The 14,563-nt window shown below is 70.0% G+C and carries 10 protein-coding genes and 1 pseudogene; 9 read left to right on the forward strand and 2 right to left on the reverse strand.

Features of this window, described 5'->3' with window-relative positions; genetic code table 11:
• Positions 1-568, reverse strand: a pseudogene (locus PKD06_RS12560) (sodium:proton antiporter); the annotation flags it as partial.
• Between the two features lie 213 nt (positions 569-781).
• On the opposite strand from PKD06_RS12560, the gene uxuA reads away from it, so the two are divergent.
• From uxuA to PKD06_RS12600, 8 genes are all read left to right on the forward strand, one after another.
• The gene (uxuA, locus tag PKD06_RS12565; RefSeq protein WP_324380529.1) at positions 782-1,978 is read left to right on the forward strand and encodes a mannonate dehydratase; all 1,197 of its coding nucleotides are present in this window, start codon (positions 782-784) and stop codon (positions 1,976-1,978) included.
• Between the two features lie 165 nt (positions 1,979-2,143).
• Entirely contained in the window at positions 2,144-3,286 is a 1,143-nt protein-coding gene (locus tag PKD06_RS12570; RefSeq protein WP_324380530.1) for an alpha/beta fold hydrolase, read from the forward strand.
• A gap of 165 nt (positions 3,287-3,451) precedes the next feature.
• Positions 3,452-4,453, forward strand: coding sequence for a helix-turn-helix transcriptional regulator (locus PKD06_RS12575; protein WP_324380531.1), 1,002 nt, complete (start codon positions 3,452-3,454; stop codon positions 4,451-4,453).
• A 229-nt stretch (positions 4,454-4,682) separates the two neighbouring features.
• Positions 4,683-5,756 carry an efflux RND transporter periplasmic adaptor subunit gene (locus tag PKD06_RS12580; protein ID WP_324380532.1) on the forward strand — a complete coding sequence of 358 codons (1,074 nt, stop codon included), beginning with the start codon at positions 4,683-4,685 and terminating at the stop codon, positions 5,754-5,756.
• On the forward strand, positions 5,753-8,839 hold the full coding sequence (locus tag PKD06_RS12585; protein WP_324380533.1) for an efflux RND transporter permease subunit: 3,087 nt from the start codon (positions 5,753-5,755) through the stop codon (positions 8,837-8,839). The genes PKD06_RS12580 and PKD06_RS12585 overlap by 4 nt, the downstream gene beginning before the upstream one ends.
• Positions 8,836-9,978, forward strand: a complete 1,143-nt coding sequence (locus PKD06_RS12590; protein ID WP_324380534.1) for an efflux RND transporter periplasmic adaptor subunit — start codon at positions 8,836-8,838, stop codon at positions 9,976-9,978. The genes PKD06_RS12585 and PKD06_RS12590 overlap by 4 nt, the downstream gene beginning before the upstream one ends.
• 71 nt (positions 9,979-10,049) lie before the next feature.
• On the forward strand, positions 10,050-10,580 hold the full coding sequence (locus PKD06_RS12595; RefSeq protein ID WP_324380535.1) for a DUF1269 domain-containing protein: 531 nt from the start codon (positions 10,050-10,052) through the stop codon (positions 10,578-10,580).
• A gap of 273 nt (positions 10,581-10,853) precedes the next feature.
• Complete coding sequence (locus PKD06_RS12600) at positions 10,854-11,897, forward strand: AI-2E family transporter (protein ID WP_324380537.1); 1,044 nt, start codon at positions 10,854-10,856, stop codon at positions 11,895-11,897.
• On the opposite strand, the gene PKD06_RS12605 is transcribed toward PKD06_RS12600, so the two are convergent.
• Positions 11,887-13,632, reverse strand: a complete 1,746-nt coding sequence (locus tag PKD06_RS12605) for a metallophosphoesterase (protein ID WP_324380539.1) — start codon at positions 13,630-13,632, stop codon at positions 11,887-11,889. The genes PKD06_RS12600 and PKD06_RS12605 overlap by 11 nt on opposite strands.
• Positions 13,633-13,951: 319 nt before the next feature.
• Here PKD06_RS12605 and PKD06_RS12610 point away from each other — a divergent pair, with 319 nt between their 5' ends.
• On the forward strand, positions 13,952-14,461 hold the full coding sequence (locus PKD06_RS12610; RefSeq protein WP_324380541.1) for a Na+/H+ antiporter subunit E: 510 nt from the start codon (positions 13,952-13,954) through the stop codon (positions 14,459-14,461).
• Positions 14,462-14,563: the final 102 nt, after the last annotated feature.

A 14,563-nucleotide genomic window follows, 5' to 3' on the forward strand; every position in this document is an offset into this window, starting at 1 on the left:
CCCCGCCGATATTCGAGACGAGGAAGATGAAGAAGACGACGACATGGGCGTTGTGGCGCCGGTCGTCGTTGGCCCGGATGAGAGGCCGGATCAGCACCATGGAAGCCCCCGTCGTGCCGACGAGGGGAGCGAGCGCGGTGCCGATGGCCAGGATGGCCGTGTTGACGCCGGGCGAGCCGTGCAGGTTCCCACCGACCACGATGCCGCCGGCGATCGTGAAGAGGGCGAAGAGCAGCAGCACGAAGGGGATGTATTCGAGCAGCACGACGTGAAGCACCGCGTCGAGCGCGACGGCGCCGCCATGGATCAGCGCCAGCGGCACCAGGGTGAGCGCCATCCAGAAGGCGGCGATGGCCGGCATCCAGCGCTCCCAGAAATGGTGGGAGATCTGCGGCAGGAGCGCGATCGAGAGCAGGATCCCGGCGAAGGGGATGATCCAGGCGAGGCCGATCGCGCGTCCGTCGAGGCCCGCCGCGAGCGCGGGCTCGGGGAGAACGAGAAGCGCCGGAAGGAGAAAGGCAGGACGGGACGTCGCGAGGCGGATGCCGGACGGAATATGGAGCTTCATGCGATCCCCCTCGGCTTTTTGGTTAGCTCGTCCCGGCCTGCATGGCGAGCCCTGCCCAGGCGAGGGGCCGCCGGGCGCCGAGGACTTTAATTGATTGTGATCACGTGCTTTTCCTGGAAACCAGGGTTTCCCTTTCCCGCGTCATGCTCTAGTTCCGCCCAGGATGCTTCCGGGACCGCGGCGTCCCGCCTTCGCAATCTGAGGATCTCCCTCATGGAACAGACCTGGCGCTGGTTCGGCCCCGATGACGTCGTCCGGCTCGACCATATCGCTCAGGCGGGGGCGACGGGGGTCGTCACCGCGCTCCATCAGATTCCCTACGGCGTCGTCTGGAGCGTCGAGGAGATCGAGGCGCGCAAGGCGCTGATCGCGGCGAATCCCGCCCTCGGCCTGCGCTGGAGCGTGGTCGAGAGCCTGCCGGTGCACGAATCGATCAAGCTTGCCGAAGGCGACCTGACGCCCCTCTTCGACAATTACCGCCAGTCGATGCGCAACCTCGCCCGCTGCGGCGTCACCACCATCTGCTACAACTTCATGCCGGTCCTCGACTGGACCCGCACCGAGCTGCGCCACCGCCTGCCCAACGGCGGGACGGCGCTCCGCTTCAACATGCACGAATATGCCGCCTTCGATTGCTTCATGCTGCAACGGCCGGGCGCCGGGGACGAGGTCTCCCCCGAGGTGCTGGCGCGGGCGCGGGCCTGGTACGAGGCGGCCTCGGAGGAGGACAGGCGCAACCTGCTCGCCAGCATCATGTCGGGCCTGCCCGGCGCCTTCGACCGCTACGACGTGCCGGGCCTGCGCCGCATGCTCGACCGCTACCGGGGGATGACGCGCGAGCGCCTGCGAGAGAACCTCGCCCGCTTCCTGCGCGAGGTGATCCCGGTCGCCGAGGAGGTCGGCATCCGCATGGCGATCCATCCCGACGATCCGCCACGCTCGCTGCTCGGCCTGCCGCGCATCGTCTCGAGCGAGGACGACCTCGCCTTCATCACCGGGGCGGTGGATTCGCCCGCCAACGGCCTCACCTTGTGCAGCGGCTCGCTCGGGGCCGGGCCGGCCAACGACGTCCCGGCCATCGCCCGCCGCTTCGCCTCGCGCATTCATTTCGCGCATCTGCGCAACGTGGCCAAGGAGCCGGATGGCTCCTTCATGGAGGCGGATCACCTGGGGGGCGACACCGACATGGTCGCCCTGGTCGAGGCCCTGCTCGTCGAGCAGAAGCGCCGACGGGACTCCGGCGATCCCCGCTGGCGCATTCCCATGCGCCCCGACCACGGCCACGAGCTGCTCGGCGACCTCGGTCTCGCGCATCATCCGGGCTATCCTGCGACGGGCCGCCTGAAGGGGCTGGCCGAGCTTCGCGGCGTGATGCTCGCCGTGTCCCGCCTGCGGAACCTGCCGCTGTAGGAGACCCTCGCGGGATCGCCGCCTGTCCCATCGCGCCGCTCCGCGCAAGGGGAGCGGCTTGTCGCCGCGGCGGGCATGAACTACCATGCTGGAAAAGCGCGGACGCTTCCGCAGAGGGGCGATGTAGGGGCGATGCCGAGCGGCGGCGAGCCACGCTTGTGGGTCATGGACAGTCTGTTCCGGTACGTCGCCCTTGCCTGCGTCGCCATGGGCCTCGGCGGCTGCTCGTCGATGCCGCAGGGGCTGCTCCAGGCGGTCCCGCCCGCTCCCGATACCGACAAGGTCGATCTGCTCGCGGCGACCACCCGGGCTCCCTCCGATGACGCGGGCGTGCTGTTCACCGGCGAGCGGGGTGCCACGGTCTCGTTCAGCAATATCGTCGTCTCGATCCCGCGCAACCGCGAGGTCGGGACGATCCAGTTGCCCCGCACGGCCCCGGGCAATCCGGCGACCGATTTCGTGGTCACCTCCGCGAAGCCGGTCGAGCGCGCCCGGCTCGGCGACTGGTTCAAGGCGAGAAGAGGCGGGAAGAAGCGCGTCTTCGTCTTCGTCCACGGGTTCAACACGCCCTTCGACCGGGCTGTCTTCCGCTTCGCGCAACTCGTCCACGACGCGGATGCGAATGCGATTCCGGTGCTGTTCTCCTGGCCCTCGCGCGGGCGCCTGCTCGATTACAGCCGCGATTTCGACAATGCCTCCTTCTCGCGCTCCGACCTTGCGGACCTGCTGAGGGTCGCCGCCGCGAGCCCCGCCGTGGGCGAGATCGTCATCCTGGCCCATTCGATGGGAAGCTGGCCGGCCGCCGAGGCGGTGAGGCAGCTCGGCCTGGAGAAGGGCGGGGTGCCCGCCAAGATCAGCAACCTGATCCTGGCCTCGCCCGATCTGGATATCGGGGTGTTCCGCCGGCAGGTGGAGGATATGGGCGCGAGGCGCCCGCACATCACCCTCTTCGTCGCCCGGCACGACAGGGCGCTGCAACTCTCGCGCTTCATTTCGCGCGGGGCGACGCGGCTCGGCGGCATCGATCCCGGCGAGGAGGATTATCGCCGGCAGCTCGGGGGCCTCGCGGGCGTCACCGTGCTGGATCTCAGCGCCGTCAGCGCCGGCGACAGGATCAATCACGACCTCTTCGCCGCGAGCCCGGATGCCGTGCGCCTGATCGGCGACAGATTGCTGCAAGGCCAGGTCATCACGGATTCGGACATGCCCGCTCCGCTGGCCGCGGCCGAGGCCCTGGGCTCGGCCGCCTCCATTCTCGTCACGACCCCGATCAGGGTCTTCGATGCCGCGCTGAAGCCTCCCCTGTGACTCGGGCGAGGCCACCGAACGTCGTAGTGGCGGCGGACGAGAAGAATAAGGCATGCTTATAGCTAGCCTTGCTGAATAAAATTCATCTGCTTGCTTGACCAAAATTCAGCGGCTTGACGGAGCGAGGGATGTTCCGTTCCTCGGCACGACGATTCGGAGTGCCTGGTGAATCAGCTTCTCCTTGCCGATGCCGCGCTGGATGTCGGTCTGTTCGCCGAGCCCCATTTCTGCACCGCGGGACTGGATGCGGCGGACCAGTTCGATGCCTGGCGCTCGTTTCACGGGCAGGTGATCGACCTCATTCCCTCCGCCGGATCGCGGGCCGGCTTCGATGCGGAGATCGCCTCGTGGCGCCTGGGCGAGGTCGTCCTCACGCGGGCCGTTCTGTCCGGCGCTCCGGCGCGGCGCTGGCGGCATCGCCCGAAATCGTTCCTGGACCATTGGTGCGTGGTGCTGGCCCGGACGCCCTCGCAGAACGGGGGGCCGCCGCGCGAGGAGATCAGCTTCCGCTCCCTGGCGCTGCCCTTCGAGGGGAGAGCGCGCGACAGCGAGGTCGTGACGCTCTATCTCCCCCGCAACCTGGGCCGGGCGGAGGAGCAAGCCTTCGACGAAGCGCATGGACGCGAGGTCGACCCCGCCTTCGCGCCGCTCCTGGCCGGCTTCATGAAGGGCCTCGTCCGGCAGATGCCGCATGTGCCGGCCGGACAGGGGCGGCGCCTCGAGGCGGCGACGCAGGCCCTCGTCGCCGGCTGCATCCTGCCGCGCGCCGCCCGCGAGGAGGCCGCGAAGGCTCCGCTGGCCTCGGTCCTGATCGAGCGGGTGCGCCAGGTGGTGCGCCAGAACATGGCGGCGCCGGAATTCGGCCCGGAGCAATTGGCCCGCCTTCTGGCGATGTCCCGCTCGAAGCTGTACCGGCTTCTCGAGAGCCATGGCGGCGTCGCCCATTTCATCAATCGCGAGAGGCTGCGCGAGGCGCATCGCCGGCTGGCCTCCCGCGGCGGGGCGGCATCGATCCATATCATCGGCAACGAGGTCGGCTTCGTCGACCATTCCACCTTCAGCAGGGCCTTCCGGCGCGAATTCGGCTATAGCCCGACGGAGGCCCGGGGGATGGAGGCGCGCGGCGTGGTGTCGCACGGGGCGAGGGCTCCTCCGAGAATGGGATGAGCCGCGCAAAATTGGGATTCTGAGCATATCTGCGGCCCCCCCGCGCTATTGCTAGCCTCCGCCGGCCGACGCAAAGGGTGAGGCGGCGGGCGAACCTTGCGCAGGCGGGCCGCATGTCTGGCCGGTGGCCGTCAGGGAAAAGGGCGCGATGGAGAGGCGAGGGCTGCGAAGGTTTGCCCGGCGGCGGGAGTCGGCGGCGCCGGCTGGCGGTCGGACGGTTGCGCCCCGGATGAGCCGGGCTGCGGCTGTCGCCGCGATCGTCCTCGCGCTGGCCTCCTGCAAGGGCGAGGAGGCGGAAGCGCCGCCGCCGATTCGGATCGTACGGACCGTGACCGTCGAGCCGCCGGCCCAGGCCACCGAGGTCAGGTTCACCGGGCATATCGAGGCGGAGGACCGGGCTGCTCTCTCGTTCAGGATCGGCGGGCGCGTGGCCGAGCGGCGCGCCGATCTCGGCCAGAGCGTGGGCGAGGGCCAGGTGGTGGCGCGGCTCGATCCCGAGAACGAGCTCAACGACCTGCGCTCCGCGCAGGCCGCCCTCGCCGCCGCGCAGGGCAACCTGCGCAAGGCGCAGAACCATTTCCAGCGCCAGCGGCATCTCGTCGAGCGGCACGTCATCTCGCAGGCGGAGTTCGAATCGGCCGAGCAGGGGCTGAGATCGGCGCGGGCCGCGGTCGCCGCCGCCCAGGCGCGGGTCGACACGGCGCAGGAGGTGGTCGGGTTCACGACGCTGAAGGCCGATGCGCCGGGCGTCGTGACGCGCGTCGGCGCGGAGCCGGGGGAAGTCGTCGCGGCGGGCCGGATGATCGTCGAGCTGGCGAGGCGCGAGGGCCGTGACGCCGTCTTCGAGGTGCCGGCCGATCTCGTGCGGCGGGTTACGACCGGCCTCGAGGTGCGCGTGGCGCTGGCGGCCGATTCCGCGACGACGGCTTTCGGGCGCGTGCGCGAGATCGCGCCGCAGGCCGATCCCGTGACCCGCACCTTCAGCGTGCGGGTCGGCCTGACCGATCCGCCCGCCGCCTTCCGCCTCGGCGCGGCGGTCTCGGGCGCGGCGGGCGGCGGCAGCAGCGGCGCCATCGCCATCCCGGCGACCGCGATCGTCCAGGGGGCGGACGGTCCCGGCGCCTGGGTCGTCGATCCCAAGGCGCTGACGGTGTCGCGGCGCAAGCTCGACCTGCTCGACAGCAATCCGGCGACGGCTTTGGTGTCCAAGGGGCTGTCGGCCGGCGACATCGTCGTGACCGCGGGGGCGGGGCAATTGCATGAAGGCCAGCGCGTGCGGCTGATCGGAGCGGAAGCGCCATGACCTTCAACATGTCGGAATGGGCGCTGAAGAACCGTTCGGTCGTGATCTACCTCATGATCATATCGGTCCTCGCCGGCGTCTTCGCGTTCATCCGGCTCGGCCGCAACGAGGATCCGGCCTTCGTCATCAAGACGATGGTCGTCTCCGCCGTCTGGCCGGGCGCGACCCTGGAGGACACGCTCAACCAGGTGACCGAGCGCATCGAGCGCCAGCTCGAGGAGACGCCGGGCCTCGACAACATCCGCAGCTACACGAAGCCCGGCCAGACGACGATCTTCGTCGACCTGACGGGAGACGTGCCCGGCCGCAGGGTGCAGGACACCTGGTACAGGGTCCGCAACCTCGTCGCCGACATGCGCCACACGCTGCCGGCGGGGACGCTCGGCCCGTTCTTCAACGACCGCTTCGGCGACACCTTCGGCATCATCTACGGCTTCACCTCGGACGGGTTCACCCACCGCGAGCTGCGCGACCGTGTCGAGGAGATCCGCTCGCGGCTGCTGCTCGTCAAGGACGTCTCGAAGATCGAGATCATCGGCGCGCAGGACGAGCGCATCTTCATCGAGTTCTCGGTGCGCGAGCTGGCCAATCTCGGCCTCGACCGCTCCGCGCTGCTCGCGGCCCTGTCGAGCCAGAACGCGGTCCGCCCGGCGGGCGAGGTGCAGACGCAGGACGAAACCTTCTCCGTGCGGATCTCGGGGGCCTTCCAGTCGGAAGCCGACCTCCTGAGCATCAACTTCCCGGTCGGGGACCGGATGGTGCGCCTCGCCGACATCGCCACCATCAAGCGCGGCCACGCCGATCCGCCGACGCCGATGTTCCGCGTCAACGGGAAAGAAGCGATCGGCCTCGGCATCGCCATGCGCGAGGGTGGCGACATCCTGGCGATGGGGGCGACCCTCAAGAAGACGATGGACAAGCTCACGGCCGAGCTGCCCCTCGGCATCGAGGCGCATCTCGTCGCCGACCAGGCCGTCACCGTCTCCTATGCGATCAACGACTTCATGACCTCGCTCTGGCAGGCCGTGGCCATCATTCTCGTGGTGAGCTTCATCAGCCTCGGGGTGCGTCCGGGTCTCGTGGTCGCGCTCGCGATCCCGCTGACCCTCGCCGTGGTCTTCGCCTGCATGCTGGTCTCGGGCATCGACATGCAGCGCATCTCGCTCGGCGCGCTGATCATCGCGCTGGCGCTCATGGTCGACGACGCCATGACGACGACCGACGCCATGGTCACGCGGCTCGCCGCGGGCGACGAGAAGACGAAGGCGGCGACCTTCGCCTTCGAGAAATACGCGACGGCGATGATGGCCGGCACGCTCGTGACCATCGCCGGCTTCGTGCCCATCGGCTTCGCGGCGAGCTCGGCGGGCGAATATACCTTCTCCCTCTTCGCCGTGGTCTCGATCGCGCTGATCATTTCCTGGTTCGTGGCCGTCCTCTTCGCGCCGGTGCTGGGCGTCGCCATGCTGAAGGCGTCCCCCCCATCGGCGGAGAACCAGGGGCCCGGACGGGTCGAGCGCATCTTCCGGGCCTTCCTCTCGGCCGCCATCCGGATGCGCTGGATGACGATCGGGGTGACCCTGGCCCTGTTCGCCGCCTCCGTCCTGGCCCTGCCGCTCGTCCCCCGGCAATTCTTCCCGGCCTCCGACCGGCCCGAGCTGCTCGTCGACCTGACGCTGCCGCAGAACGCCTCGATCTATGCGAGCGAGGATCTCGTCCAGCGCTTCGAGGCGGCGCTGAAGGGCGATCCCGACGTCGAGCGCTGGAGCACCTATGTCGGGCGCGGGGCGATCCGCTTCTACCTGCCGCTCGACGCCCGGTTGCCGAACGACTTCTTCAGCCAGGCCGTGATCGTCGCCAAGGACGTGCCGGCGCGCGAGCGGCTCCAGAAGAAGCTGGAGGCGAGGCTCGCCACCGAGTTCCCGAACGTGGTCGGGCGCGTGTCCCCGCTGGAACTGGGGCCGCCGGTCGGCTGGCCGGTGCAATACCGCGTCGGCGGGCCCGACATTGCGCAGGTCCGCACGATCTCGATGAAGCTCGCGCAGGTGATGGCAGCCGATCCGCGGGCGCTCCAGATCAATTTCGACTGGATCGAGCCCACCCGCGAGCTGCATATGCGCATCGACCAGGACGAGGCGCGCCGCCTCGGCCTGAGCTCGCAGGCCCTCGCCGCGATCGTCAACACCGTGGTCTCCGGCACGGTCGTGACGCAGGTGCGCGATTCCATCTATCTCGTCGACGTCGTCGTGCGGGCGCGGGATGCCGAGCGCATCTCGCTCGACACTTTGCGCACCATGCAGGTCGCGCTGCCGAACGGGCGCTCGGTGCCGGTGTCGCAATTCGCCACCTTCAGCTACGGGCTCGACATGCCCCTGATCTGGCGCCGGAACCGCGTGCCGACCCTGACGGTCGCGGCCGACGTCCCGCCGGGCGTCCTGCCTGAGACGGTGGTCAACGCGCTGCAGCCTTCGATCGACGAATTGAGGAAGACGCTGCCTCCCGGCTACGACATCGCCGTCGGCGGGACGGTCGAGGAAAGCGCCGAATCCCAGGCGTCGGTCATCGCGGTCGTGCCGGTCATGCTGCTGATCATGTTCACGGTGCTGATGGCTCAGCTCCGCAGCTTCCGGCTCTTCGGCATCGTGCTCAGCATCGCGCCGCTCGGATTGATCGGCATCGTGTCGGCGCTCCTGCTCTCGGGCAAGCCGCTCGGCTTCGTCGCGCTGCTCGGGGTCCTCGCCCTGATCGGCATCATCACCAAGAACGCCGTCATCCTGGTGGGGCAGATCGAATCGGAGCGCGAGAGCGGAAAGACGGTGGCCGAGGCTGCCATCGATGCCGCCGGCACCCGCTTCCGGCCGATCATGCTGACCGCCATCTCCACCGTGCTCGGCATGATCCCGATCGCGCCGACCGTGTTCTGGGGGCCGATGGCCTTCGCCATCATGGGAGGCCTCCTGGTCGCGACCCTCCTCACCCTCATCCTGCTCCCGGTCCTCTACGTCACGGTCTTCGGAGGCCGCGGCGGGCGGAAGGAGGGGGCGGGCTCGGCCTCCGCAACCCTGGAAGGGAGCGTGTCATGATCCCGGCATGGGCGAGGCGCGGGACCCGTTCCCGGCCGGCGGCAGCCGCAGCGGCGGTTCTCCTCGCAGCGATGCTGGGCGCCTGCCGCAACGAGGAACTCCCCGCCTCCGAGGGGCGCCCCGTCGGCGTCGTCACGGTGCAGGCGGGCCAGTTCGTCGACGATGTCCAGCTCAGCGGCGAGATCCAGGCCAAGACGGATATCGGGCTCGCCTTCCGCATCGGCGGGCGCGTCACCGAGCGACCCGTCAATGTCGGCGACCATGTCGCGCCGGGGCAGCTCGTCGCCCGGCTCGATTCGACCATCGAGCGGAGCGCGCTGCCGGCTGCCGAGGCCGAGGTCGAGGCGGCGCGCGGCGAGGTCAACACGGCGCGCAACACCTTCGCCCGGCAGGAGCAGCTGATGCGGCAGGGCTTCACCACGCGCCCGCTCTTCGACCAGGCGCTCCGGGCCCTGGAAACCGCCCAGGCGCGGCTCGAAAATGCCGAGGCGCAGCTCGAGCTCGCCCGCGATCGCCTGGGCTTCACGGAATTGCGCACCGACGTCGCCGGCGTCGTCACCGCGCGCCGCATCGAGCCGGGCGAGGTCGTCCAGGCGGGGCAGATCGTCGTCAATCTCGCGCGGGACGACGGGCGCGACGCGGTGTTCAAGGCGCCGGCATCCATGTTCGGCAGGGGGTTCGACGAGGCGAGGATCCGCGTCGCCCTGGCCGATTCCCCGAGCGTCGTCGCCTATGGCAACGTGCGGGAGGTGTCCCCGCAGGCCGATCCCGTGACGCGCACCTTCGAGGTGCGCGTCAGCCTCCAGGACCCGCCGCCGGCGATGCAGCTGGGCGCGACCGTGATCGGCAAGGTCGAGACGACGGCGGACACCATCATCTCGATTCCCGCCGGCGCGCTGACGCAGCAGGGCCTGTCTCCCGCCGTCTGGGTCGTCGATCCGGCCAAGTCGACGGTGTCGCTCCGCGATGTCGACGTCCTGCGCTTCGATCCCGGCCGGGTCGTCCTGTCGCAGGGCCTGGAGCCCGGGGAGACGATCGTCTCGGCCGGCATCCAGGCTCTTCATCCGGGGCAGCGCGTGAGGCCGCTTCCGCAGGGCGTCCTGGCCTCTGGCGAGGCCGGGCCCGCGAAGAGGCCCTGAGGCTGGAATGACGATTGCGGCCGGGGCCCCGGCCGTCCGCTTTTCCCCCACCGCAAAATGGAGTTGCGCGCATGAGTGACCTGGTTTTCGTCGGCTTTCCGACCGAGCAAAAGGCCGAGGAGGTGCGCCAGAGGGTCCTCGCCCTCCAGCGCGAATATCTGATCGAGCTGGGCGACGCCGTCGTCGTGGTCAAGGACGCGAACGGGCAGATCAAGCTCAACCAGCTCGTCAACCTGACCGCGGCGGGCGCGGCCTCGGGCGCGCTCTGGGGCACGCTGGTCGGCCTCATCTTCATGATGCCGCTGGCCGGCACCGCGCTCGGCGCGGCCTCGGGCGCGCTGAGCGGCTATTTCACCGATGTCGGCATCAACGACCAGTTCATGAAGGATGCCGCCGCCGCGCTCCAGCCGGGCACGGCGGGGCTGTTCCTCCTCATCCGCAAGGTGACGGCCGACAAGGTCCTGGCCGATCTCAGGGGCATCGGCGGCACGCTCATCAGCACCTCCTTCGACGAGACGAAGGAGGCGCGGCTGCGCGAGGCTCTCGCAGCCGTCTGCGACAGCGCGCCGGCCACGCCCCCCGCGCCGGCCACGGGCGCCTGACGCCCGCCGCTCCGGCCCGGCATCGCCGGGCCGGGATGGCGGATTTGAAAGCGAAGCAGCCATGCAGGTGATACGAAATCCGGGCGATCACCCCGGACCGTTCTCCCACAGGGGTCATGGCCGGGCTTGTTCCGGCCATCCCGGTTCGTTGCGCAATCCGGCCCCGCCCGGCGTGCGGGCCTCGTCGGGATGTCCGGGACAAGCCCGGCCATGACAGCCAGGAGAGAGAAACGAGAGAGAGAAACGCAGCCGGGCTTTTCAGCCGGAAGCGGTATGACGGGCGGCAAGGTCCACCAGGGGGCGCTGATCGTGATCGCGACGATCATCGCGGTCGCGGCCTTGTCGGTGGCCAGTTCCGTCTTCGCGCCGGTGGCCTTCGCGCTGTTCATCATCGCCCTGGTCTGGCCGCTCCAGAGGACACTCAAGGGCTTCCTGCCGGGGCTCGCGGCGCTCGCCGTCAGCGTCGTCGTGATGATCGTCGCCTTCGTCGGCTTCGGCTCGCTGATCGTGTGGGCCTTCGGCCGCGTCGGGCGCTGGATCGTCAGCGACGCGGCCCGCTTCCAGACCTTCTACGACCAGGTCACGCTCTGGCTCGAGGGCCACGGCGTCGCGGTCGCGGGGGCGTGGTCGGAAGCCTTCAGCGTCGGCTGGGTGCTGCGCATCGCGCAGACCATCACCGGCCGGCTCAACAGCACGATGAGCTTCTGGCTCGTGGTCTTCGTCTATGTCGTGCTGGGCTTGCTCGAGGTCGACGATTTCCACGGCAAGCTGCGCCGCATGCGCAACCGGGGGGCCGGCGACCTCCTGCTGCGCGGCTTCACGGCGACCGGCACCAAGATCCGCCGCTACATGCTCGTGCGCACGCTGATGAGCGTGGTCACGGGCCTCCTCGTCTGGGTCTTCGCGCGGGCGGTGGGGCTCCAGCTCGCGGAGGAATGGGGCTTCATCGCCTTCTCGCTGAACTACATTCCGTTTATCGGGCCGCTCGTCGCCACCGTGTTCCCGACCGTCTTCGCCATGACGCAGTTCGGCTCCTGGCACGCGGTGATCGCCGTCTTCGCCTGCCTCAACCTCATCCAGTTCGTCGTCGGCTCCTATGTCGAGCCGCGCGTCGCCGGCAACGCTCTCGCGATCTCGCCGGTCACCGTGCTGTTCTCGGTGTTCTTCTGGAGCTATCTGTGGGGGGTCTTCGGCGCCTTCATCGGCGTGCCGATCACCATCGCCCTCCTCACCTTCTGCTCCCTGCACCCGTCGAGCCAATGGCTCGCCGAGATCTTCGGCGAGCCCCGGCAGGGCGAGGCTGTCCCTACGCGGTAGGGCCCGGCTCCTGCGGGACAATGTCGATGCGCTCGGGCTCGAGCAGCGCGAGGCGGCCCCCGCCCACCGCGAGCGTGTGGATGTAGAAATGGGTCGGATCCCGGTCCGTCGCCTCCATGACGGGGGAGGGGGCCGAGACGATGGTGAAGGCGCCGCAGCGGCCGATCCAGTCGATATGCCGGTGCCCGTGCATCGCGACGACGCGGGGGGCGACCCGCTTCAGCATCCTGACGAGGTGGCTGCCGTTGATCAGCGCCGTGCCGATGCGCTCCGAGAACGCCTTGGCCGGCTTCGGATACTCGACCGGGTGGTGGTGCAGGGCGAGGATCCAGCCCGCCCGCGGGAAGGCGTCGATCACGGCGAGGGCCGCGCGGATGTCCTCCTCCGACACCAGCCCCAGCGCATTGGTGAAGGAGAAATGCGTCTCGGCATTGGAGTTGAGCAGCACGACGCCGAGGCCCTCCGGCCCGTCCGGCGGCAGCACCATGGGGAAGGCGTCGGTCCAGACCGAGGAGAGCCCGGACGAGAGGCGCAGGCCCCCGGTATCGGCGAAGGCGGCGATCTTCTCCCGATGCGGCTCGAGGAAAGCCGCGAGGCTGCCCCCGAGCTTCGTGCGGGAGGCGTCGAAGACCTGCACGCGCCGGCCCTGGACGGCGTCGGCGGCCGAGAGCGTCCGCATCTGGCGCAGCCGCTTGCCGGGGCTCGTGGGCAGTTCGAGCCGGGCCGGATTGGCGCGGTCGGCGATGTTGACGTCGTGGTTGCCGGGCAGGATCAGCGTCCGCTCCGCGAGCGAGCCGTGCGCCTGGATCGCGTCCAGGAACTCGCCCCATTCGGCCGAGCGGCCGGCATCGGTCATGTCGCCGGTGATCAGCAGGAGGTCGAGCGGGGCGGCGGCATGGATCTCCTCCAGCCGCGCGAGCACGCGGGCGAGGCGCTCGTTGCCGCGTGGGCCGGCGCGTCCGCTCTCGATGCGGAAGCCGTAGCGCTCGCCGACGACGTGGATGTCGGACAGGTGCGCGACCCGCCAGCGCCGGGCGCCTTCCGGCGCCTCGCCGAACCCCGCGAGGTCGAGCGGCTGGTCCATCGACCCGTCGGCCACGCCCCACAGCAGGGAGGCGATGCCGAAATAGGCCGCCATCACCGTCACGGTATTGGCGAGGGAGGGCCTGACGAGGCGCAGCGGATGGACGAGATCGGCAAGACTGCCCGTCCAGCGCGTCGCGGGCCAGAGCCGGAGGATCAGGAAGCCGGCGAGGAGGAAGCAGAGGAGGCCGGCCCCGTAGGCGCTCGCCGCCCGCAGCCTGGCGCGGCTCGTCTGGTCGGCGCCGGCCGGCATGAAGCTCTCCGCGAGATGGCGCAGCCCCTCGCGGCAGAGGGCGTAGCCGGGCTGCACGGCGAGCGCGTTGAGCGACCAGAAGCCGTATTCGGCGATGCGGAACAGGGGCCGGAAGCCATACCAGCCGATCGCCGCGACCAGCGCGAGCACGAGGAGCGGGCCGATGCCGGCGAGCGCGGCGATGCGGCCGGAGACCGAGGAGATCCAGGCCCCGAGGAGGAGGGGCGCCACGCCGAGGAGGAGGCCCGGCAGCAGCACCACGAGGATCCAGGACAGGACGAGCTTGGGCAGGCTGATCTCGCCGAGGAGGCTGCCGGCGATGGCGACGAGCGAGCGCTTCTTGGTGCTGCTCGCATCGTCTTCCGCATCGCCGTCGCGCGGCTCGATGATCATGCGCATGGCCCGTCCTCCGGGTGGCGGCGGGCCGGTGTCGGGCAGGACTGGAACATCGGCTCCTCGGAGACGCCGCGAACGTGACGATCGCGGTCGGCGGAATGCGGGCTCGTCATCCTGCGCATAATGGAGGGTCTCCCGCCAGCCGCGCCGCCGAGATTGGGACGTCCGGCACAGGAGAGAGACATGGCGCTGATGTGGCTGGCGAGGCCGAAGGCTAGCCTTGCCGTCCGCTTGGCGCTAGCGAGTCGGCGGATGATCGCGCGGACCGATTCCTCGCGCGGCGGGCGGTCCGGCCCGGATGAAGCGGGAGAAGGCTGATCTGATGAGGGGAGACGCCGCCCTGGTCGCCATGCCGCTCGCGACGCTCCTGCCGCGCGGCCTCTGCTTCCTGGTCGCCTGGATCGCGCTCATGGGATTCGGCCCGGAGGACCTGCCGGTCGGGATCACGGCTGCCGCGGCGGCGACCTGGGCAAGCGCGGCGCTCTGGCCGCCCGAGGGGCGGCTGTCCCCTTCCGGCATCGCCCGCTTCCTGATGCGGTTCCTGATGCAGTCGGTGAATGCCGGGATCGACGTCGCCCGCCGGGCCTGCGCGCGGCGCGTCGACCTGAAGCCGGGCTTCGTGACCTGCCGCTCGGCGGTTCCGGCCGGGATGGCGCGCGACGCCTCCTGCGCCGTGATGAGCCTGCAACCGGGCAAGCTGCCGGTCGCGGTCGCGGCCGACGGCACGCTGCTGGTCCATTGCCTCGACCTGCGCGAGCCGGTCGCGGAGCAGCTCGCGGCCGACGAGGCGGCCTTCTGCGATGTTCTCGCCAGGGGAGGGCGCGATGGCTGAGGCCCTCGTCGCCGCGGCGGCCTTCATCCTGGCCGTGACCGGCATCGGCCTGTTCCGGGTGCTCCGAAGCGGCATCGCCGCCGAGCGCATGATGGCGGTGCA

Source organism: Enterovirga sp. (assembly GCF_035325185.1).
In the GTDB taxonomy this organism is placed as follows: Bacteria; Pseudomonadota; Alphaproteobacteria; order Rhizobiales; family Beijerinckiaceae; genus Enterovirga.